This window comes from Acetobacter sp. (assembly GCF_052102375.1).
GTDB lineage: Bacteria > Pseudomonadota > Alphaproteobacteria > Acetobacterales > Acetobacteraceae > Acetobacter.
The window spans coordinates 49558-68759 of sequence record NZ_JBQDXI010000009.1 but is presented as its reverse complement, the minus strand read 5'-3'; the positions used below and the strand labels follow the sequence as shown (position 1 = coordinate 68759).

Sequence of the window (19202 nt, the reverse complement as noted above, 5' to 3'; positions counted from 1 at the left end):
AAAACCCGCATCGTGCCGAAAGGCTGCTGCGGAAGGACGGGGCTACCAATCTAAAATTGGTACGGGCGGAGGGACTTGAACCCCCACGACTTGCGTCACCAGAACCTAAATCTGGCGTGTCTACCAATTCCACCACGCCCGCACGGTTAAAATGCCCCGTCACAAGGTGGGAGCATGTAGCCTAGTGTGGGGGTGGGGGCAAGATACTCTTTTGCATTATCTATCAGATTATTGCGCCAGCCTGCATTTTAGTCGCTTTTTCCCGTGCGGGCCCCAGATAACGGTCAAGGTCTTCCGCCAAAGGCCATGCGCCAGCCTGAAGACCAGCCTCTCCATGCAGCCACACGCCCGCACCCGCAGCACCCCACGCAGACATCCCGGCGGCCAGCAACGCCGCAATAACACCCGAAAGAGTATCACCTGACCCTGCTGTGCCTAAAGCGGGACTGGCATGCGTATTCACCGCCATCTGCCCATCGGGTGCGGCAATAAGCGTTGTCGGCCCCTTGAGCACCACAACGGCGTTAAGATCCTGCGCAGCGTTACGGACCGCGCTCGGCAAGTCCTTACCCACAGGACCGAATAGCTTGGCGAACTCACCCATATGAGGCGTAATCACAGCAACACCCCTCAGTTTTTCTGGCACACCAGCATAAGCCGACAGAGCGCCTGCATCCGCCAAAACAGTCTTTTGTGCAGTAAGGAGTAGCGGAAGCGTGTCCTCAACTTCGCGTTCAGTTAGACCAGGGCCACACACCCATACTTTGCGCCGTGCATCCTCCAGCAGACTGGAAAGGGGCGCGTCATCCACCACAAGCCCAGGCGCACCTGCACGGTACAGATCCGCCCCCTGCTCTGCCGCTATACGCACAAGCCCCGCCCCCGCCGACCGTGCACCCCCAGCACACAAACGAGCCGCTCCCGGCATGGACTGACCAGCACAGATACTCACAACACCGCGCGTATATTTATGGCTTTCAGCGCTCAATACAGGGAGGCGCCACAAGCCGGGGTGATTATGCCATGCGCACGGGGGAACACCGGTCAACGCTGCAGGCGGCATCCCGATATCGGCCACCACAAGTTCCCCCACATCAGCTCGTCCGGGGTACAGCAGGTGCCCTAACTTGGGACGTACAAAAGTTACGGTCATGAGCGCTTTGCTCACCAAACCACGCGGCTGACCCGTCGCACCGTCGATGCCTGACGGGATATCAACCGCAACAATTTTGTGAGCCGCACTAAGTACTGCACTCACAACCGCATTGAGGTCGCGACTTAACCCGGCACCGAACACCGCATCCACCACGAGGTCCGCTCTCTGAGCTTCCTCCGGTGTAAAAGGCTGACGTGGCCCTTTAAAACGGGCCGCAGCCTGAGCCGAAACACTACCAGCCTTTGGGTCAGCATAGCAGGCAACACTCACGGGCCAGCCTGCCTGCGCCAGATACCGTGCGGCAACATATCCATCGCCACCATTATTGCCTGGACCACATAAAACCAGCACACGACATGACCTGAAATGCTGACAGATGGCGCGCGCAACAGCCCGCCCTGCGGCCTCCATCAACACTGAAACGGATACGCTTTGCGCTGCCAGATGGTCTATCCGCCCCATTTCTTCTGGGGTGTAGAGCGCAAGGGCGGAATTAGCGGATACTGGCAAATTCTCTCTCCTGACATCCAGCAAACTGACTTGCACCCAAGGCCGTGCCTTGGCAATCAGACAGCTTAAGTGTGCTACGCCCCTATTGAACCCTAACTGTGGCGCGCAGTTCTAACCCTTTAAGGGTCTTTTCGGTTTCTTGTTAAAGCGGAGTCTGCATGTCTCATTCCATTGTGTGGAGCCTTGTTCTCGCACTTCATATTCTTTGCATTGTCGTCTGGATTGGTGGGGCTGTTTATGCCACGGCAATTTTACGCCCCAGCCTGAGCTTGCTGGATAATACGCAACGTAATTCTGTGCATTTACAAACGCTTGGTCGTTTTTTCAAAATGCTGACACACGTTATCCCCACAGCCCTCATCACAGGTTGGCTGCTTATCCTGCATGAAGGCGGGTTTGCTCATGTTCCATGGACAACAAACGCAATGCAGGGCCTAGGCGTTATCATGGCGCTGCTCTTCGTACGTATTCTAACCGGTCCTTACCAGAAAGCCCGTCGGGCTATTCGCCCGCAGCCTGCGACCTTCGACTCCATCCGCTCTCAAATTCTTATAATTGTAGCAATGGGTGTTCTTGCTGTTCTGGTCGCAGCCATGGGCCATCCATTCGTATAAGAACGGGAGAGAGTTTACTGGAAAACTTGATTCCAATGGCGTTTCCCTTTATCGGAACATTCGCCTGACCGGCTTCAGTTTATGACCTTGCGCCAACTTTTTGGCGCGGGGGAAAACCAAGGGCCTGTCGGTCCATGCTTCATAATGACTGACTACTCCCGAGAGTATATTGACAGCCAAAACACCTGCACGCCCCCGCAAAACCACAACCCGCACCCGTAAAAAAACGGACGTGGCCGCCTCTGACGTTTCGGTAAAAGCCGATACGGAAAGTGTGGCTGTGGAGCCTGTTGACGGTGGTGTAGAGGCCAAACCTGTCAAAAAAACGACACGGACCCGCCGCGCGGCACCAAAAGTGAAAGCCGCTGCTGCCGAAGCCGTTGTTGAGGCTGTAGACCTACCTGCCGCAGAGAGTGCTGAAGCAGTTGACGCTGCGCCTGCAAAAGCTGCAGCCAAAACAACGCGGGCACGCAAAACACCTGTGCGAAAAACCGCAGTCCGAAAAAAGCCTGTCGCTGCAGCAAAAAAAGAAGCGCCAGAACCAGTAGAAGAAGCTGCTACGGCTCCTGTAGAAGCACCAACCCCGGAGGCCAAGCCGGACGTTGTTGAAGCTGCCACCGAAGAAACGCCAGTTGCAGACACAGAGGCTGCAACTGAGCGCTCGGTTACAGAAACGGCGCAGGAGCCAGCCAAAGAGGACAAACCCCTCTTCAAGGATCTGGAACTTTCCGAACCCATTTTGCGCGCCATTGAGGACATGGGGTACGTTCACCCCACCCCCATTCAGGCGCAGGCTATTCCTGCCATTCTGATGGCGAAAGACGTACTGGGCGTTGCTCAGACAGGGACTGGCAAAACGGCCTCTTTCACGTTGCCGATGCTGGAAATTCTGTCCGATTCTCGCGCTCGGGCCCGTATGCCACGCTCCCTCATTCTGGAACCAACACGGGAACTGGCTCTTCAGGTTGCCGAAAACTTTGTAAATTACGGCAAATATCTCAAACTGACCCATGCCCTGCTGATTGGCGGCGAAAGCATGGCGGACCAGAAAGAGGTTCTGAATCGTGGTGTGGACGTCCTGATTGCCACACCCGGCCGCCTGCTTGATCTTTTTGAACGCGGTGGCCTGCTACTGACGCAGACGCGTATTCTGGTTATTGATGAAGCTGACCGTATGCTCGATATGGGCTTCATCCCCGATATCGAAAAAATCGTGAGTTTCCTGCCTGCGAACAGGCAAACTCTCTTCTTCTCCGCGACCATGGCTCCCCCTATCCGGAAGCTGGCTGATGCGTTCCTACATTCCCCCAAGGAAATTACAGTCAGCCGCGAATCGTCTGTTGCAACGACAATCGAAACCGGCCTTGTGGTGGTTGATGAGTTTAACAAACGTGACACGTTGCGCCGCATGCTGCGTGACCCAGCCATGCAGAATGCCATTGTCTTCTGTAACCGCAAACGCGATGTGGACGTTCTGACACGCTCCCTGACCAAACATGGTTTTGCTGTTGGCGCATTGCATGGTGACCTGCCTCAGTCAGCGCGCTTCGCCACACTTGAAAAATTCAAGAATGGTGAACTTAAGGTTCTGGTGTGCTCTGATGTGGCCGCCCGTGGAATTGATATTGGTGGGTTGTCCCACGTTTTCAATTTTGATCTGCCATTCCATGCAGAAGATTATGTGCACCGCATTGGCCGCACGGGGCGCGCAGGACGGACAGGTCACGCCTACAGTTTGGCAACCCCCTACGATAAAGCTTTGGCTGACGCCATTGAGACCCTGACGGGCAAACCGATCAATCGCCTGACGATTGAGGGCGTTAACCAGCTTGATTGGACAGACGAAAAACGGCCTTCCCGTCACGCTGCCAATCGCGACCGGCCTCGTCGGGACGGGCAAGCCAAGCCTGCGCAGCACAACAAACCTAAAGATGCTGCGCCTGTGCAGGATGCACCTGTTGCAGCACCACAGGCGGCACCGGACACGCAGCAGCAGACACGTGGCCGTAATAGGGGCGCACAAGCTCCTTACCCGGCCCCCCGGAACGGCCAGCAGAAACCCTACCGTGAGCGGATGCGTGATGAAGCCCCGCCCATGCCAGCCGGAGAGTTTGTTGGCTTTGGTAAGGATGTACCCTCTTTCATGCTTCTGCCACGCCGCACCACCATTCTGGCAGACCTCCCCACTCCGACATCTGATATGTCGGTCACGGACGATGGCACGGTAGAGCACTCCTGACTGTGACACAAAATGACGTAATACGGTCCGCTCCTACAGAGCGGACCGTTACTATTGGGTATCTGGGCGCACAAGGCGACGGAATGACCCGTCTGGATGATGGAACTATCATCCATCTCCCCAACACAGTACCGGGCGACACAGTCACCATTGCCTCTCGTAATGGAAAAGACTGGCATGTGGAGCGTATTGATACGCCTTCACCAGATCGGGTTACCCCTCCTTGCTCTCTTTTTGAGACATGTGGTGGCTGCTCATTACAGCATGTTGCACCAGCCGCACTGCTAAACTGGAAAACGGACCGGGTTCTTTTTGCTCTAAAAAAAGCGGGCTTTAAAACTCTACCGGACGTTGTGCAGCATCAGGTTCCACCGCATTCCCGCAGACGTGCAGATCTTGCCATTCGTCGGAACGGCAAAGAACTGCTTTTAGGCCTGCACGCCCGAGGGAGTGCGCAGATTGTTGATTTAACAACCTGCCAGATCATGCACCCGAGTCTGTTCGCCGCCCTCCAGCCACTCCGGCAGGTACTCCGGAGCCTCGAAGGCTTGCGGCAGGCGGGAGAGATACAGATTAATCTGCTGGATTCAGGGCTGGATATTCTTTTCAGCACTGACGGGCCATTAACCGCTGCAGACAGAATCCGTCTGGCGGCTTTTGCCGATTCGTTATCTATTCCGCGTATCAACTGGTATCAGCGTGGTTCTGATGCGTATGAGACCGTTGCCCAAAGGGGCTCAGTGTTTCATAGCTTAGCCACTGCTACTGTAGCCCCGCCGCCGGGTGCCTTTTTGCAGGCAACGCAAGAAAGTGAGCGCTGGATTCAGGATGCCGTACTGGCTGCCTTACCTGCCAAACTGGCCAAACGAGACTCCATTATTGAGCTCTATGCAGGGTGCGGAACGTTAAGCTTCCCGCTCAGCACCTTAGCCAGAGTCGTGGCGTATGAGGGCTATCAGCCAGCAGCAACATGCCTGAAAACGGCTGCAAGCGGCTACAAACTGGATGTCTCCCTCCGGGACCTGAACCGTCAGCCCATTATGGCTCGTGAACTGGGAGAGGCCGCAGCCGTTGTGCTGGACCCTCCCCACGCCGGTGCAAAATTACAGATGAAGCAACTGACATTGGGTAAACCAAAACACGTTGTTTATGTCAGCTGTAATCCGGCCGCGCTGGCAAAAGACGCGGAGGCCCTGCACACTGCCGGATACAGCCTGACGAGCGTGCAGGTTATTGACCAGTTCCTGTGGTCAGCAGAAGTGGAAGCCGTTTGTGGCTTCACACATGAAAGCTCTCGCCGCAGCCGCAGCGGCCCTTCTCGTTTGGGTTTATAAATACAAACCCTTCCGAGAGGTCTGTCTGCTGAAAATCCATTTCTGACCCAATAAGAAACAGTACGGCTTTGCTGTCCACAAACAGGGTCAGGCCTTTATCTTTTACAATTTCATCACCGACAGATGCCGCTTCAACAAACTGCATGTCATACGCCTTGCCGGAGCAGCCTTTGGTGGTCACGGCAATGCGGAGCGTCTGCCCGGCATGTGCCGTTTTATAAAGCTGTTCCAACTGGTGCGCTGCTGCGTCTGTTAGACGCATAAGGGGGGGCAATTCTCTCTTTGCAGGCGGCGCAACTATGGTCTGTGACATTGTTCCGTCCTTTCCCGTTAAAACATGTTCAGTGCAAGGCAGGCTTCATCGCTCATACGGGACATATCCCACGGTGGGTCCCACACGACATCAACGGTTGCAGCAACCACACCCGGCACTTTTTCAACCGCCTCTTTAACCTGCAAAGGCAATTCCTGCGCACTGGGGCAGTTTGGGGCCGTCAGAGTCATCTCAATTTTTACACGGCCATCATCGTACAGGTCGATCGCGTAAATCAGCCCAAGTTCGTAGATATTAACCGGTATTTCAGGGTCATGTACCGTAGCAATGGCTGCGATAATGGCATCTTCATCAACAGGGCCTGTTGCCACAGGCATAGTGCTACCCTCAGCCTCATCAGGCTGCCAGCTCTCTACCTTAGCCTGCTCTGGATGACCCTCTGGTCCGTCTGTATTCAGAACCGGATGATCATTCTGTGCATTTTCCTGCTGAGTGTCAGGAGCGTGCACCTTTTCAAACGTCGTCATGAGAAAGCGCCTCCTTTAAAGCGGCCCACGGCAGTTCTGCGCACCGAATACGGGAGCGGTGCGCACGCAACGGGGCAAACGCCTTAAGCGGCCCCAATGCAGCAATTTCTTCAAACTCACCCTCAACGGTGGCGGGAGCCGTATCTTCCACCAGCAAGGCAGAAAAACGTTGCCCGACTTGTAACGCCTGAGCCGGACTAAGGCCCAGAATACGCTCGGCCATCAGGTCCGCTGCAGCCAGACAGATGGCACATCCTCGTGTCTGATGGCGCACCTGACTGATATGGTTGTGGTCCAGCGCAAGTTCCACCCGTGTTTTATCACCACAGAGCGGATTTTTACCGTTTCCAACTTTTTCCGCCTGCTCCAGCCGCCCTGCAAAAAGAGGGGCACGAGAGCGCGCAACAATCAGTTGGTCATAGAGTGCTGAACCTTCAAGCACCTGCGTCACACAAAGAAATCTCTGATGCGAACCAGCGTATCTGCCAGCACATCAATTTCTTCCTTAACCGTGTAGAGCCCAAAACTGGCCCTAGCGGTAGCAGTCAGGCCCAACCTACGCATGAGGGGCTCCGCACAGTGGTGTCCTGCGCGTATTGCAATCCCGTTGCGGTCCAGCAGGGTTGCAATATCGTGCGGATGCACGTCAGCCATTGTGAAAGAAATAACGCCACCACGATCCCGCGGCTGACCAACAACTTTTAGCCCCGGTACATCCTGCAGGCGGGTCAAGGCATACGCCGTCAGGTCTGCCTCATGCGCCGCAATGGCATCCATGCCAATGCTTTCCACCCATGTAATGGCAGCCCCGAGAGCTATGGTCTCGATAATGGCAGGCGTCCCGGCTTCAAACTTATGCGGCACGTTAGCCCATGTTGACCGCTCAAACGTGACGGTGGAGATCATATCTCCGCCCCCCATAAAGGGTGGCATGGCGTCAAGCAGCTCTTTACGCGCCCACAACACACCAATGCCTGTCGGCCCGTACAGCTTGTGCCCGGTAAAAGTATAAAAATCCGCCCCCAGTGCCTGCACATCGGTTTTACGATGCACAACAGACTGGCTGCCATCAAACAGAACCTGCGCTCCAGCCGCATGGGCCATATCCGCTATGGCCTTCGCCGGCGTGACCGTCCCGAGCACGTTGGACATGTGCGTAACAGCGACTAACCCGACCGTGCCGTCAGCCAGCAAAGTTTGCAGAGCATCCAGATCCAGATCACCCGCGTCTGTAATCGGGGCAATGCGAAGTTCTATGCCTGCGCGGTCACGCAACATTTGCCACGGCACCAGGTTGGCATGGTGTTCCATTTCGGAAATAACCACAGCCTGCCCCGGCTTGAGCAGTGCACCAAAAGAATGCGCAACCAGATTAATGGCTTCTGTGCTGTTCCGCGTGAACACGATTTCATTGCGGGACGGTGCATTCAGAAATGCAGCCACCAGATCACGCACGCCTTCATAGGCCTCGGTCGTGCGTTCGCTCATCCAGTGCAGACCGCGATGGATGTTGGCATATTGTGTGCGCATGGTATTGGCCATGGCATCAATAACCGCAACGGGCTTCTGTGCTGAAGCCGCGCTATCTAGAAAAACCAGAGGCCTGTCATGCACCTTCTCCCCAAGAATAGGGAACTGGGCACGAATTGCGGCACTATCCAGTGTATTTTTGTGCTGCAAAACGGACATTATGCCTCCTCTCCACTTACGGGAAACCGCTGGGCCATAATGTGGCTGCAAAGAGCCCGCGCCGTCTCATCCGGAATCAGCGCTAGTGCCTCTTCCAAAAAGGCATGTATGAGGATTTGCCGGGCTTCCGCATACGGTACGCCGCGGCTACGCAGATAAAACATCTGGTCTTCATCCAACGCGCCTACGGTTGCCCCGTGGCTGCATTTGACGTCATCCGCGTAGATTTCCAGCTCGGGCTTGGCATCAATCTCAGCCTGCTCGGACAAAAGCAGAGCCTGATTCATCTGGTAGCCATCGGTCTTCTGGGCAATACGTTCGACCAGAACCTTGCCCTGAAACACGCCGCGAGACTGACCATCCAACACGTTGCGAACGGTCTGACGGGAGATACAGTCCGGCGCAGCATGGGTGATGACACTTGTCAGGTCACCATGCTGACGCGCACGAAGGCGTTGCGCACCATTTACATGAACCTGTGCGTGGGATGCTGCGAGCGTGGCATGAACCTCGTGCCGGGCCAGCGCAGCGCCCAAGCCAAGAACAAAGCTGTTATAGCTGCCGTGCTCATCCACCTGTGCATAGAGTGTTGCCAGGCTGGCGGCATCATCACCTTCCGCCTGCACCGTTACATGCTGCAACTCTGCACGGGCGGCAACGGAAACCTCCAAAACGGGATTATGCAGATACCTGCCCTGCCCTGCCTGAATACAAGTAAGGGAAAGCTTGGCCCCTGCTGCCAAAACAACGGCATGACGAGGATGGAAAGATACAGGAGCGTCAGCCTGCCCTATGGAGATAAGCAGCACATGCCCTGCATCCCCATTTTCTGGCACAGACAAGCTCACACCGTCCTGCGCCAAGGCAGTATTCAGCGCTGTCAGTGGGTCCCGATCCGGGCAAGCCTGCACACCAAAAGACTTGGTCTGTGCAAAGAAGGAAACGTCAGCAGATGTGGGCTTCTGAGAAAATTCCTCAGCATAAAGACCGTTCACAAACACCAGACGAGGCAGAGCCTCAGCCGGACCTTTTGTGACACCAAGCCGATCCAGTTCAGCCCGCACCTGTGCAGCATCATACGCTTGTGCAGGAGCAGCAAACGGCGTTTCCGTAAGAAAACGCAGGCCAGTGTATTTCCACTCTTCCACGCGGCGGTCAGGCAGACCCACCCTGTGCAGAGCCCCTAGAGCAGCCTTGCGTGTCTGGTCCGTTATCGTGTCAAAACGGGCCTCAAACGACTGTAAGGTTGCTTTTGGATTTTTTGCTATGGCGTTCACGCGGCCTCCGCAAGAAAGCGGGTGTAACCTTCTGTATCAATCTGCTCAGCCAGTTCTGGCCCACCAGAATGAATGATGCGCCCTTTTGCCATAACGTGAATACGGTCTGGCTTCAGGTAATCAAGCAGACGTTTGTGATGGGTGATAACCAGCGCAGAAAACTCAGGTGAGCGCATGCGGTTCACACCTTCGGCAACAATCCGCAGGGCGTCCACATCCAAGCCGCTATCTGTTTCGTCCAGAATAGCAAAAGAAGGCTGAAGCAGAGTCATCTGCAGCACTTCATTCCGCTTCTTCTCCCCACCGGAAAAACCGACATTGACGTTACGCTTGAGCATATCTGGCGCCATGGAGAGGGACTTTGCAGCCTCACGCGCAGCTTTCAGGAAGGCAACAGCATCAAGCTCCTCCTGCCCACGGGCGCGCCGGACCGCATTGACGGCCGTACGCAGGAAGTTGGCATTATTGACGCCGGGCAACTCAATTGGAGACTGGAAGGCCAGAAACAAGCCTGCTGCAGCGCGTTCTTCTGGTTCCATGGCCAACAGGTCCTGACCATGAAACTGCACGGATCCGGCAGTTACCTCATACTCTTCCCGTCCAGCCAGAACGTAAGACAGCGTAGACTTACCGCAGCCATTCGGCCCCATGATGGCATGGACCTCACCCGGCGGAATGGTCAGATCCACTCCACGCAGGATTTCTTTTTCCTGTCCGTCCGCATCAATCCGGGCGCACAGACCGGAAATTTCCAAAAACTGGGTCATGTTCTGCCCTTCCTTACCCTACGCTGCCTTCAAGGCTGATCTGCAACAATTTCTGAGCTTCCACGGCAAACTCCATGGGCAGCTCCTTCAACACGTCTCGGCAGAAGCCGTTGACTATCAGACCCACAGCATCTTCTTCCGACAGACCACGCTGACGGCAATAGAAAAGCTGGTCTTCTGATATTTTGGACGTGGTAGCTTCATGTTCAATACGGGCGGCCATATTGCGGTTTTCAATGTAAGGCACGGTATGCGCCCCACACTGATCGCCAATCAGAAGGCTATCACACTGCGTAAAGTTACGTGCGCCGGATGCTTTGGGCAGTACGCGCACCAACCCTCGATATGTGCTGTCTGACTTACCCGCACTAATTGTTTTGGCAATGATGGTTGAGCGCGTATTGCGCCCAATGTGGATCATCTTGGTGCCGGTATCCGCCTGCTGATGGTTGTTGGTCACAGCAACCGAATAGAATTCCCCTACTGATCCTTCTCCCTGCAATATGCAGGATGGGTACTTCCACGTAATGGCCGAACCGGTCTCAACCTGTGTCCATGAAATTTTGGAGCGGGCACCACGGCAGGCGCCACGCTTGGTCACAAAGTTATAAATACCCCCGCGGCCATTTTCATCGCCGGGATACCAGTTCTGGACCGTAGAATATTTGATAGACGCATCGTCCATCGCCACCAACTCAACCACTGCTGCGTGAAGCTGGTTTTCGTCCCGCATGGGCGCTGTACAGCCCTCGAGATAGGATACATACGCGCCGTCTTCCACCACAATCAGCGTGCGTTCAAACTGCCCGGTATTGCGGGCGTTGATGCGGAAGTAGGTGGAAAGCTCCATGGGGCAACGCACACCCTTGGGCACGTAAACAAAGGAGCCATCCGTAAACACGGCAGAGTTCAGGGCTGCGTAGAAGTTATCTCCGGCAGGTACAACGGTGCCCAGATACTTCCGCACCAGTTCTGGATGGTCTTTTACTGCTTCGGAAATCGGGCAGAAAATAACGCCAGCTTCTTCCAGCGTTTTGCGGAAGGTGGTGACAACCGACACACTGTCAAACACTGCATCAACAGCAACGGGAGTGCGCGCGACTTCGCCCTCCGGCAACTCCACTCCGGCCAGCAAAGCCTGCTCATGCAGAGGGATACCCAGTTTTTCATAGGTCCGCAGCAGTTCAGGGTCCACTTCTTCAAGGGACTTAGGGCCGGGCTTCTTTTTAGGAGCCGCGTAGTAGTGGAGGTCTTGATAATCAATGGGAGGGTAAGACACCTTGGCCCATTGCGGTTCTGCCATGGTCAACCAAGCCCGATAGGCACTCAGCCGCCATTCCAGCAACCATTCAGGCTCTTCCTTCCTGGCCGAGATCAGGCGGATGGTATCTTCGTTCAGCCCTTTGGGGGCAAGATCCATGTCAATTTCGGTTTCAAACCCCCATTTGTAGGAAGATTGACCCAGTTTTTCGACCGCTTCACGGGTTTCTGTCACTGCTGGCATGGCTCAAGCCCCTTCACATTGTGTGTTGCCACTGGTCAGGACGTTTTTCTTCATGAAGGCAGAACCGCAGGTACTGTTCTGCCGCATGGTCTCCAGTGAGATCGCTTCAAGCGTATCCCGTATGGCCTTGTTGATTGTGTCCCAACTGCCGCACATGCCGCAGGATACGCCGGCATCACACTCTCCGCCATCCACGCAGGCTGTAAGGGCAATCCGGCCATCCATTGCGGAGATAACGCTGGCAACCGAAATCTCCGCCAACGGACGCGCCAGACGGTAACCGCCTTTGGCCCCGCGCTGGGACAGCACGAATTTATTGGCAGAGAGCACTTTAAGAATTTTAGCGACAGTGGGTTCTGGCACACCTGTTTCCGTGGCCAGAGCGGGTGATGTCACCACGCCGTCCTGCTCGCCAAGATTAACAAGAATAACGACCGCGTAGTCAGCCAGCCGGGAAAGTTTCAGCATTATCCTGCATTACCTGATTGGAGACCTGAGAGGTCCTGTTTCAGACACATGAGACCAAGCGGGCCAAACGTCAACCGAAAACGACACCTTTCCCGCATGCCGCGCAAACGTGATCTGCCCGGCTGGAAGGGCATACCAGACCCTATTGTGCGTTAACGCCAAAGAGCAGCCGTAACACTGCAAACAACGCGGCCCCCACTCCGAATCCGACAAGTGTGCCGTTAAACCTTACAAACTGCAGTTCTTTCCCGACGCGCAGTTCCAGTTTTTCAGCAATTTGTACGGCGTCCCACCCGGCGACAACCTTGGCAATGAAGTCGGCCATCTGTTCACGAACAAAAGGAAGAGCCTTGAAGGTTGCCTTGCTGACACCATCCATAATTTTCTGACGCAAGGCGGGGTCCTGTCTGGCCTGCATGGCCATCCGGTCCACAGCGTCCTGAATAACAGACGCTATGCGACCATTGGGGTCTTCAATATCTTCTTCCACCAAACGGCGGAAACGCTGCCAAATATCACCCCACCACACCACGACACTTTCATGCGACAGAACGCTCATGATGGTCTGGGAAATTTCCGACCCACGTTCAGGGTCCGTTTCTATGCGGTCAATCTGACCGCGCACCCACGCGGTAAACCCTTCCCGCAACGTGGAGTTTTGGGGGTCCACACGCTCAAGCTCCTTGCTGGCAGCCAGCAGCACGCGGGTAGCGATAGATCCCCCAATTGCCCAGCCCAGCAACCGCCCCCCCTGCTCCCGCACGCGATCTTCAATAATGCCGCGTAAGGCACCTTCCTTGGCTTGCAATCCATCTTTGATCTGACTGAGGAAATAAGAGAGCACTTCCTGATGCCGGTCATCATCCACAAGGCTGCGCAGCGCCTTCGCCACGATGGGGGCTAGACTGTTCCCGCCCACCAAATGCGGTAACGCCTTGCTAATAGCTGCGCTGGCACGCCCATCTTCCAACCGGTCGAGCATCTGCGGCATGGAGGAGAGTAACGACCGCGTTATTGTCTCACGCGTACCTGGCTCATCCAGCATGTTGGCCAGAAAATTGGGAATATCCACACGTTCCAAAACGCGTGTAACCTCTTTTTCCGTAAAAACCTGTCCGGACACAAAGCGCCCTAAAGCACGCCCCAGTTTTTCTTTTTGCGCAGGGAGAATCGCGGTGTGCGGGATTGGCAGTCCCATGGGGTGGCGGAACAGGGCCACAACGGCAAACCAGTCTGCCAAACCACCCACCACACCGGCGCGCGCCCCGGCCCGCAGCATCTCAAGCCCAAAGCCATCCGTTACCCAGCCTGCAGCGGGTGCAGCATACCCTGCAACAGTCAGTCCCCCCATAAAAACGAGCAGTCCCGTTGCTGCGCGTTGATAACGTTTAAGGGTTTTGCGGGCCGCTTTGTCTGCGTCACTTTCAGGGTACAATGTCATAGGCCAATGGATAGCACTGCATGCTTCCGTTCCCAAGAGTGCGTGAAGGTTGTTGCCGCCCGCGCCAAGACATGAAACTGTTTGCCCGACATTAGCCTAACAATAAAAATGACAACTTGCGGGTACGACACATCATGGACCTTTCCTCTTTTCCTGAAGAGTTCCAGTCTTTCCTAGCGCCGCTTCTTACTGCGCCTTATGGCCCGCGCGCGACCGATACCTCTAACCCTGTAACGGCAGTCGCACAGGTTATTGCCAGTGCCTTGGCTGATGGCACGCTGTCGGTAGAAGATGTGTCCTTACAAATTCAGGCTGTGAGAGACAGTGCCTTTTTGCGCCGCGCGGGCCGCCTGCACCGCTACGTTGGTGGGGCGAACACGCATGATACACAGCGACGACTACAAGAGAGTGTGAACCAGCTTTTTGCGACTTTGCCAGAACAGACGCCAGAAGCTTTCATGCAAGCAGTAGCCCCTACGCGGTTTGCCGCTGTCTTTACCGCACACCCTACCTTTGCCTTGAACAACACTGTGTATGCGGCGTTGGCTGACTGCGCGTCCCATCCGGTTTTACCTGATACTGCACCCTTTTTTGAAACGCACCGTCGGGCCGCACCTCCTACTCTGAACGAAGAATTTACCCTTGCGACGCAGGCTATTGCCCGCGCTCGTGATGCGATGGATAGCCTGAACGCCACGCTCATTCGTACAGCCCGAAAAGCATGGCCAGACAAGTGGCATCTGCTTGCCCCCCATCCTGTTATTGCGACCAGTTGGGTGGGGTATGACACCGACGGACGGACGGACATTGGGTGGTGGGATACGCTACGCTTACGGCTCCGTATGAAACTGCTTCAACTTGAGCGCCTGCAGGATCAACTGGCCGACTCTCGTGACGCCATACCCCATTTGTCGACCCGCATTGCAAAAGCCATAAGCGCTGTTGAACAGCAATTAGCCGCCACCCCAACACAGCCGGACCCGCACACAGTAGCCGCTTTTGCTGATAAAATGGTTAATAGCAATACTCAGGCCCTGACCTCAGCTCAGGAGCTGGATCAGGATCTTCTGGATGCAATCCAGAACGCGTCCGTAGAGCAACAGGAACAGCTTGCCGTAGCCCGCGCAGGTTTTCTGGCGCACGGATTGGCCTTGGCGCACACACATGTGCGTCTTAATGCCGCACAGGTTCATAATTTTGTCCGGCAGAAGCTGGATATTCTGGATATGCCGGGCAACCCGGCTCATCGGCGCACCCTGTTGGCCCGTATTAATGAGGCTCTGGAACAGGTGCAGCCCGTGCCGGTCGATTTCGGGTCGCTGATGGGTGACCCCTCTACGGCTGGGCGCCTGATGATGACCGTGGCGCAAATCCTTAAACATATTGATGCAGACACACCTGTCCGCTTCCTGATTGCCGAAACGGAAAGCGGCTATACCTTGCTGGCTGCCTTATGGGCCGCCACATATTTTGGTGTTGCCGACAAACTGGAAATTTCACCTCTTTTTGAAACAGAAGAGGCACTGACTAACGGTGACCGGATTGTGGAAGAGGCACTCCGCTCGCCTGCCTGGCGGGCGTATGTGCAGCGCACGGGGCGCATCTGCTTCCAGTTTGGATACTCCGATTCCGGGCGCTATGTGGGCCAGTTGGCTGCAACAAACCTGATTGAACGCCTACGCCTTAAAATTCACGATCTGTTGGCCCATTGGGGCCTGACAGACGTTACGGTAATTTTCTTTGATACCCACGGGGAAAGCATTGGGCGTGGGGCGCACCCTTTCCGGCTTGCAGACCGCTTCAACTATCTGTCACCGCATCATGCCCGGTCCAAATTTGCGTCCTCTGGCATTATCTGCCGGGAAGAAACTGCTTTTCAGGGTGGAGACGGCTATCTGCTCTTCGGTACGCCTTTGCTTGCCGGAGCCACAATAGCAACAATTGCTGACTACCTGTTCACCCCCCTTCAGGCCGAGTCTGACCCTGTTTACGATCAACCTGATTTCTCTGCCGACTTCTTCTCCAGCATTGCGGAGGGCATGACCCGGTTGGTGGAAGACCCTGGTTACGCTGCTTTACTGGGGGCCTTTGGGCCCGCCCTGATTGACCGTACAGGCTCACGGCCTCCGGCACGACAAAGCGCTGAATCGGCTAATCGTACCCGTATCAGCCACCCCAGCCAGCTTCGTGCCATTCCCAACAATGCCATTCTCCAGCAGTTAGGCTGGTGTGCCAACACGCTTCAGGGGCTGGGTACCGCCGTACTGCGCCACCCCGAAACATTTGAAACCTTCAACACGTCCAGCCCTCGTTTTCATTGTGCGCTGGACTTTGCGCGCCATGCCCTCGCCTGCTCAGATGACCGGGTCCTGAAATCCGTTATCCATTTGCTGGACCCCGGCTTCTGGCTGGAACGTGCGACACGGGACCCTCAGCGCCAGCGCAGAGCTGCTTTCCTGTCCCTAATGCGAGACCTCGAGAAACTCGACTTCTCATCCGACCTTCATGCCCTGTTCCGCCGGGTTCAGGCAGACCATCTGGCACTGCGTGAAGCTTGGGAAGACGCACCCCACGGTTCTGAACGCCTCCGTGCTCTCCATGCCATACGCATAGCGTTGATTGAACGTATCTGGCTTCTGGCCTGCGACATTCCGTTTTTTATGCCGCGCGGAGGCTTTAACCGCGAAGCCATGATGCAACAGATCCTATGCCTTGATATTCCGGGCGTACTGGAGGAACTGGACCACATTTTTTCTGCCGGAACAGCCGTATCGACATTGGACTTTCATGAACCCGCAGGCCTGCGGGATGAGAACCTTTATGGGCGGGAACGTCAGCAAATCTTCATTCCCATGAAACACTGTTACGACCTGATGCACGAAATCAGCGTAGCTATCATGCATGAAATTGGCGCTTTTGGATAATGGCGTATCAGAAGGGTAGCCCGCACCTTATTTCACGTAGTTCAAGGTGCCATCGCACCTAACCTTTTGATGCAACACCGTCATCTCTGGAACCAATTTTTACTGTCACACGTTTTTATGACCTGAATCCCTTAATCCAATATGGTCAGGCCATGAACAAAAGAACCCATAATGCCAGCCCCCCAAAACCTCTTTCCTCTCAAGGTGGGGGGCTATCATGACCCAGACATCCCCTTCGGTCGCCAGAAGACATCCCGTGCTAACAGGGTTGGCCTGCTTTGGACTGGCCGTTGTGCTGCTGATTGTTTTCTGGTCGTGGGACTGGTTTGTTCCAATGGTCAACTCTCGGGCTACGGCGGCCTTGCACCGCAAAACAAGCATTGAGCATCTGCATGTTGGCCTAGGCAGGGTTATCACTGTCAGTGTTGATGGCCTGAAAGTTGAGCAACCCAAGACTTTTGCTCAGGAAAAAAGCCTGTTTGCAGAAGCTAAAAATGTCACCGCGTCTTTTGATATCTGGTCCTATCTCTGGCATCGCTCGGTTCATATTCCACTTATCGCACTGGATGAACCTAAACTCGACATTCTTGCACGCAAAGATGGCGTGAATAACTACACCTTTACCGAAGACGGAAAACCCGCTCCCGGTGATAAAAAACAGTCTGATACAAATTCCATTTCTCTGCCGGATATTGGTGAGCTTCGTATTTCCTCTGGAGCCTTACACGTTCTGCATGCACCTATGCGGGCCGACATGACCATGGCCGTCAACACAACCCCACCGGAGGGGGACAGTCGCGGCACTCTTCGTGTTGATGCAAAAGGCCGATATGCACAGCAGCCTATTACGGCACGCTTTATTGGTGGTGCCATCTTGTCTTTTGTGACGGACAAAACCCCCTACCCTGTTGATCTGCACATACAGAACGGCCCAACAACAGCAACCTTGCAGGGACGCATAGAGCATCCGTTAGTATTAGGGGGCGCACAGCTTAAGCTGCACTTTGCCGGACCTGATATGTCCCTGCTCTACCCGCTGACGGGAGTGCCAATCCCCCAGACCCCCGCTTACAGCGTGACAGGTAATCTGGACTACACACCTACCCACATTTTGTTCAAAAACTTTGAAGGCAAAATGGGGCAGAGCGATATAGGCGGCAGTATTGCGGTAGACCCGCATAAAAAGCCGCCTTTTATTGAGGCTAACCTCACATCAAAGAACGTAGATCTTGTGGACTTGGGTGGTTTTATTGGCGCGAAACCCAACAAAACAGATGGAGAGAAAAAAGCAGAAACAAAAAGCAATACCGTTCTGCCAGATACACCTATCAACATTCCCAAACTGAATGCCGTTAATGCACACGTGACCTACCACGGTACGCATATTCAAAATAAGCAGTTGCCGCTCGATAATATCGACACAGAGTTTTTTGTGACAGATGGAGCCATTGACCTCAAACGACTGAATTTCGCGGTAGGCAGCGGCACTCTTGCCAGCTCTGCAACGCTGAAGCCGGATGGCAAATTGTTTGATACCACCGCAAAGGTCGATTTTTCCCGCATTGACCTGTCACGTATCATGCAAGCGACAACCGACTCAAAGGCCAAAGGGATTATTGGCGGCCATATGACCCTGAAGGCAAAGGGGAACTCCGTGGCCAGCCTGATGGCAGCAGGCAACGGCGGCTTGACGTTGGTGCTGGACCAAGGTGGGGATATTACCGCCATTCTGCCAAACGTACTTGGCCTTCAACTTGGCAATGCCGTGCTAAGCGCCCTTGGCTTGCCATCTCATACCGACATTAAATGCTTCATTGCTGACATGCCATTACGCAATGGTATTGTATCCACCAATACGCTTCTACTCGAAACGGGTGAGGCCAGAACTCTTGGCAGTGGAACCATTAATTTTCGGGATAACACGCTGAATTACGCCCTCACCACACGGTCGCAAGGCGTGACCATTGCGTCCCTTCCCGGTGCTTTCCACATTACGGGGCATATTAAGTCTCCCACAGTGTTGCCCGGTGCAGAAATTCTGGGCCGTGCAGCCGCTGCTACAGGGCTGGGCTTTGTTTTCCCGCCACTAGCGCTTCTGCCCACCATTCAGTTTGGCGTGGGTGACAAATCCATATGCAGCCGTGCTGTGCAGGAAGTGAATGCTCATCCGGCTGCTGGAATAGCTCCCGGCAGCTTGTCCCATGCGCGTGGCACAAAAGGCAACGTGGTGCCTCAAACAGCCCCTGCAAAATCAAAACCCAAAGCAAACGCCAACACGCAGAAAAGCAAAGCCGCACAAAAACAAATGACGCCAGCGGAAATCCGGGCTGCTTGGAATGCGAAGCTGAAAAAGAAAAACTAAGATGAGGCTGCCGTAAAAAGCAGCCTCCCACACTGAGCACTGAGGGTCACTATTCCTTTTATGCAAGCATAAAAAAAGCCGCCCCAAAATGGAGCGGCTTCTTTTTGGCCCAGCGA

Annotated in this window: 15 protein-coding genes and 1 tRNA gene; 5 read left to right on the top strand and 11 right to left on the bottom strand. The window is 54.9% G+C overall.

Features of this window, described 5'->3' with window-relative positions; genetic code table 11:
- Positions 1-57: 57 nt before the first annotated feature.
- Positions 58-142: transfer RNA gene (locus ACTIDN_RS05830), tRNA-Leu, on the bottom strand.
- A gap of 81 nt (positions 143-223) precedes the next feature.
- Positions 224-1618, bottom strand: coding sequence for an NAD(P)H-hydrate dehydratase (locus tag ACTIDN_RS05825; RefSeq protein WP_441376342.1), 1395 nt, complete (start codon positions 1616-1618; stop codon positions 224-226).
- A gap of 206 nt (positions 1619-1824) precedes the next feature.
- Between ACTIDN_RS05825 and ACTIDN_RS05820 the strand changes: the two genes are divergently transcribed.
- The 3 genes from ACTIDN_RS05820 to ACTIDN_RS05810 all read left to right on the top strand — a co-directional run bounded on the left by ACTIDN_RS05820 (position 1825) and on the right by ACTIDN_RS05810 (position 5853).
- Entirely contained in the window at positions 1825-2280 is a 456-nt protein-coding gene (locus ACTIDN_RS05820; protein ID WP_415508956.1) for a hypothetical protein, read from the top strand.
- A 274-nt stretch (positions 2281-2554) separates the two neighbouring features.
- Positions 2555-4519 (top strand): DEAD/DEAH box helicase, encoded by a 1965-nt coding sequence (locus ACTIDN_RS05815; protein ID WP_441376341.1) that lies wholly within the window; start codon positions 2555-2557, stop codon positions 4517-4519.
- Between the two features lie 83 nt (positions 4520-4602).
- Positions 4603-5853, top strand: coding sequence for a class I SAM-dependent RNA methyltransferase (locus ACTIDN_RS05810; RefSeq protein ID WP_441376340.1), 1251 nt, complete (start codon positions 4603-4605; stop codon positions 5851-5853).
- On the opposite strand, the gene ACTIDN_RS05805 is transcribed toward ACTIDN_RS05810, so the two are convergent.
- The 9 genes from ACTIDN_RS05805 to ACTIDN_RS05765 all read right to left on the bottom strand — a co-directional run bounded on the left by ACTIDN_RS05805 (position 5798) and on the right by ACTIDN_RS05765 (position 13800).
- Positions 5798-6166, bottom strand: a complete 369-nt coding sequence (locus tag ACTIDN_RS05805) for a HesB/IscA family protein (RefSeq protein WP_441376312.1) — start codon at positions 6164-6166, stop codon at positions 5798-5800. The two genes, ACTIDN_RS05810 and ACTIDN_RS05805, sit on opposite strands and share 56 nt — an antisense overlap.
- 17 nt (positions 6167-6183) lie before the next feature.
- Positions 6184-6504, bottom strand: a complete 321-nt coding sequence (locus tag ACTIDN_RS05800) for an SUF system Fe-S cluster assembly protein (RefSeq protein ID WP_441376339.1) — start codon at positions 6502-6504, stop codon at positions 6184-6186.
- 136 nt (positions 6505-6640) lie between these two features.
- Positions 6641-7105 carry a Fe-S cluster assembly sulfur transfer protein SufU gene (gene sufU / locus ACTIDN_RS05795; protein WP_441376311.1) on the bottom strand — a complete coding sequence of 155 codons (465 nt, stop codon included), beginning with the start codon at positions 7103-7105 and terminating at the stop codon, positions 6641-6643.
- Complete coding sequence (locus ACTIDN_RS05790; protein WP_441376310.1) at positions 7102-8343, bottom strand: aminotransferase class V-fold PLP-dependent enzyme; 1242 nt, start codon at positions 8341-8343, stop codon at positions 7102-7104. The genes sufU and ACTIDN_RS05790 overlap by 4 nt, the downstream gene beginning before the upstream one ends.
- Complete coding sequence (gene sufD / locus ACTIDN_RS05785) at positions 8343-9620, bottom strand: Fe-S cluster assembly protein SufD (protein ID WP_441376309.1); 1278 nt, start codon at positions 9618-9620, stop codon at positions 8343-8345. The genes ACTIDN_RS05790 and sufD overlap by 1 nt, the downstream gene beginning before the upstream one ends.
- On the bottom strand, positions 9617-10387 hold the full coding sequence (gene sufC, locus ACTIDN_RS05780; protein ID WP_048838810.1) for a Fe-S cluster assembly ATPase SufC: 771 nt from the start codon (positions 10385-10387) through the stop codon (positions 9617-9619). The genes sufD and sufC overlap by 4 nt, the downstream gene beginning before the upstream one ends.
- 13 nt (positions 10388-10400) lie before the next feature.
- Entirely contained in the window at positions 10401-11891 is a 1491-nt protein-coding gene (sufB, locus tag ACTIDN_RS05775) for a Fe-S cluster assembly protein SufB (RefSeq protein ID WP_415508961.1), read from the bottom strand.
- A gap of 3 nt (positions 11892-11894) precedes the next feature.
- Positions 11895-12359, bottom strand: a complete 465-nt coding sequence (locus tag ACTIDN_RS05770; protein ID WP_048838808.1) for an SUF system Fe-S cluster assembly regulator — start codon at positions 12357-12359, stop codon at positions 11895-11897.
- Positions 12360-12501: 142 nt separating this feature from the next.
- Positions 12502-13800, bottom strand: a complete 1299-nt coding sequence (locus ACTIDN_RS05765) for a DUF445 domain-containing protein (RefSeq protein WP_441376308.1) — start codon at positions 13798-13800, stop codon at positions 12502-12504.
- 134 nt (positions 13801-13934) lie between these two features.
- On the opposite strand from ACTIDN_RS05765, the gene ACTIDN_RS05760 reads away from it, so the two are divergent.
- Entirely contained in the window at positions 13935-16724 is a 2790-nt protein-coding gene (locus ACTIDN_RS05760; RefSeq protein ID WP_441376307.1) for a phosphoenolpyruvate carboxylase, read from the top strand.
- Between the two features lie 217 nt (positions 16725-16941).
- On the top strand, positions 16942-19086 hold the full coding sequence (locus ACTIDN_RS05755; RefSeq protein ID WP_441376306.1) for an AsmA family protein: 2145 nt from the start codon (positions 16942-16944) through the stop codon (positions 19084-19086).
- Positions 19087-19202 lie beyond the last annotated feature (116 nt).

What these genes read in the sequence shown, in the direction of transcription:
- sufB (WP_415508961.1), bottom strand. Translation starts at nt 11,891, where the DNA reads ATGCCAGCAGTGACAGAAACCCGTGAAGCGGTCGAAAAACTGGGTCAA.
- ACTIDN_RS05810 (WP_441376340.1), top strand. Translation starts at nt 4,603, where the DNA reads ATGACCCGTCTGGATGATGGAACTATCATCCATCTCCCCAACACAGTA.
- ACTIDN_RS05790 (WP_441376310.1), bottom strand. Translation starts at nt 8,343, where the DNA reads ATGTCCGTTTTGCAGCACAAAAATACACTGGATAGTGCCGCAATTCGT.
- ACTIDN_RS05755 (WP_441376306.1), top strand. Translation starts at nt 16,942, where the DNA reads ATGACCCAGACATCCCCTTCGGTCGCCAGAAGACATCCCGTGCTAACA.
- ACTIDN_RS05760 (WP_441376307.1), top strand. Translation starts at nt 13,935, where the DNA reads ATGGACCTTTCCTCTTTTCCTGAAGAGTTCCAGTCTTTCCTAGCGCCG.
- sufC (WP_048838810.1), bottom strand. Translation starts at nt 10,387, where the DNA reads ATGACCCAGTTTTTGGAAATTTCCGGTCTGTGCGCCCGGATTGATGCG.
- ACTIDN_RS05770 (WP_048838808.1), bottom strand. Translation starts at nt 12,359, where the DNA reads ATGCTGAAACTTTCCCGGCTGGCTGACTACGCGGTCGTTATTCTTGTT.
- ACTIDN_RS05805 (WP_441376312.1), bottom strand. Translation starts at nt 6,166, where the DNA reads ATGTCACAGACCATAGTTGCGCCGCCTGCAAAGAGAGAATTGCCCCCC.
- ACTIDN_RS05800 (WP_441376339.1), bottom strand. Translation starts at nt 6,504, where the DNA reads ATGCCTGTGGCAACAGGCCCTGTTGATGAAGATGCCATTATCGCAGCC.
- ACTIDN_RS05825 (WP_441376342.1), bottom strand. Translation starts at nt 1,618, where the DNA reads ATGGGGCGGATAGACCATCTGGCAGCGCAAAGCGTATCCGTTTCAGTG.
- ACTIDN_RS05820 (WP_415508956.1), top strand. Translation starts at nt 1,825, where the DNA reads ATGTCTCATTCCATTGTGTGGAGCCTTGTTCTCGCACTTCATATTCTT.
- ACTIDN_RS05765 (WP_441376308.1), bottom strand. Translation starts at nt 13,800, where the DNA reads ATGACATTGTACCCTGAAAGTGACGCAGACAAAGCGGCCCGCAAAACC.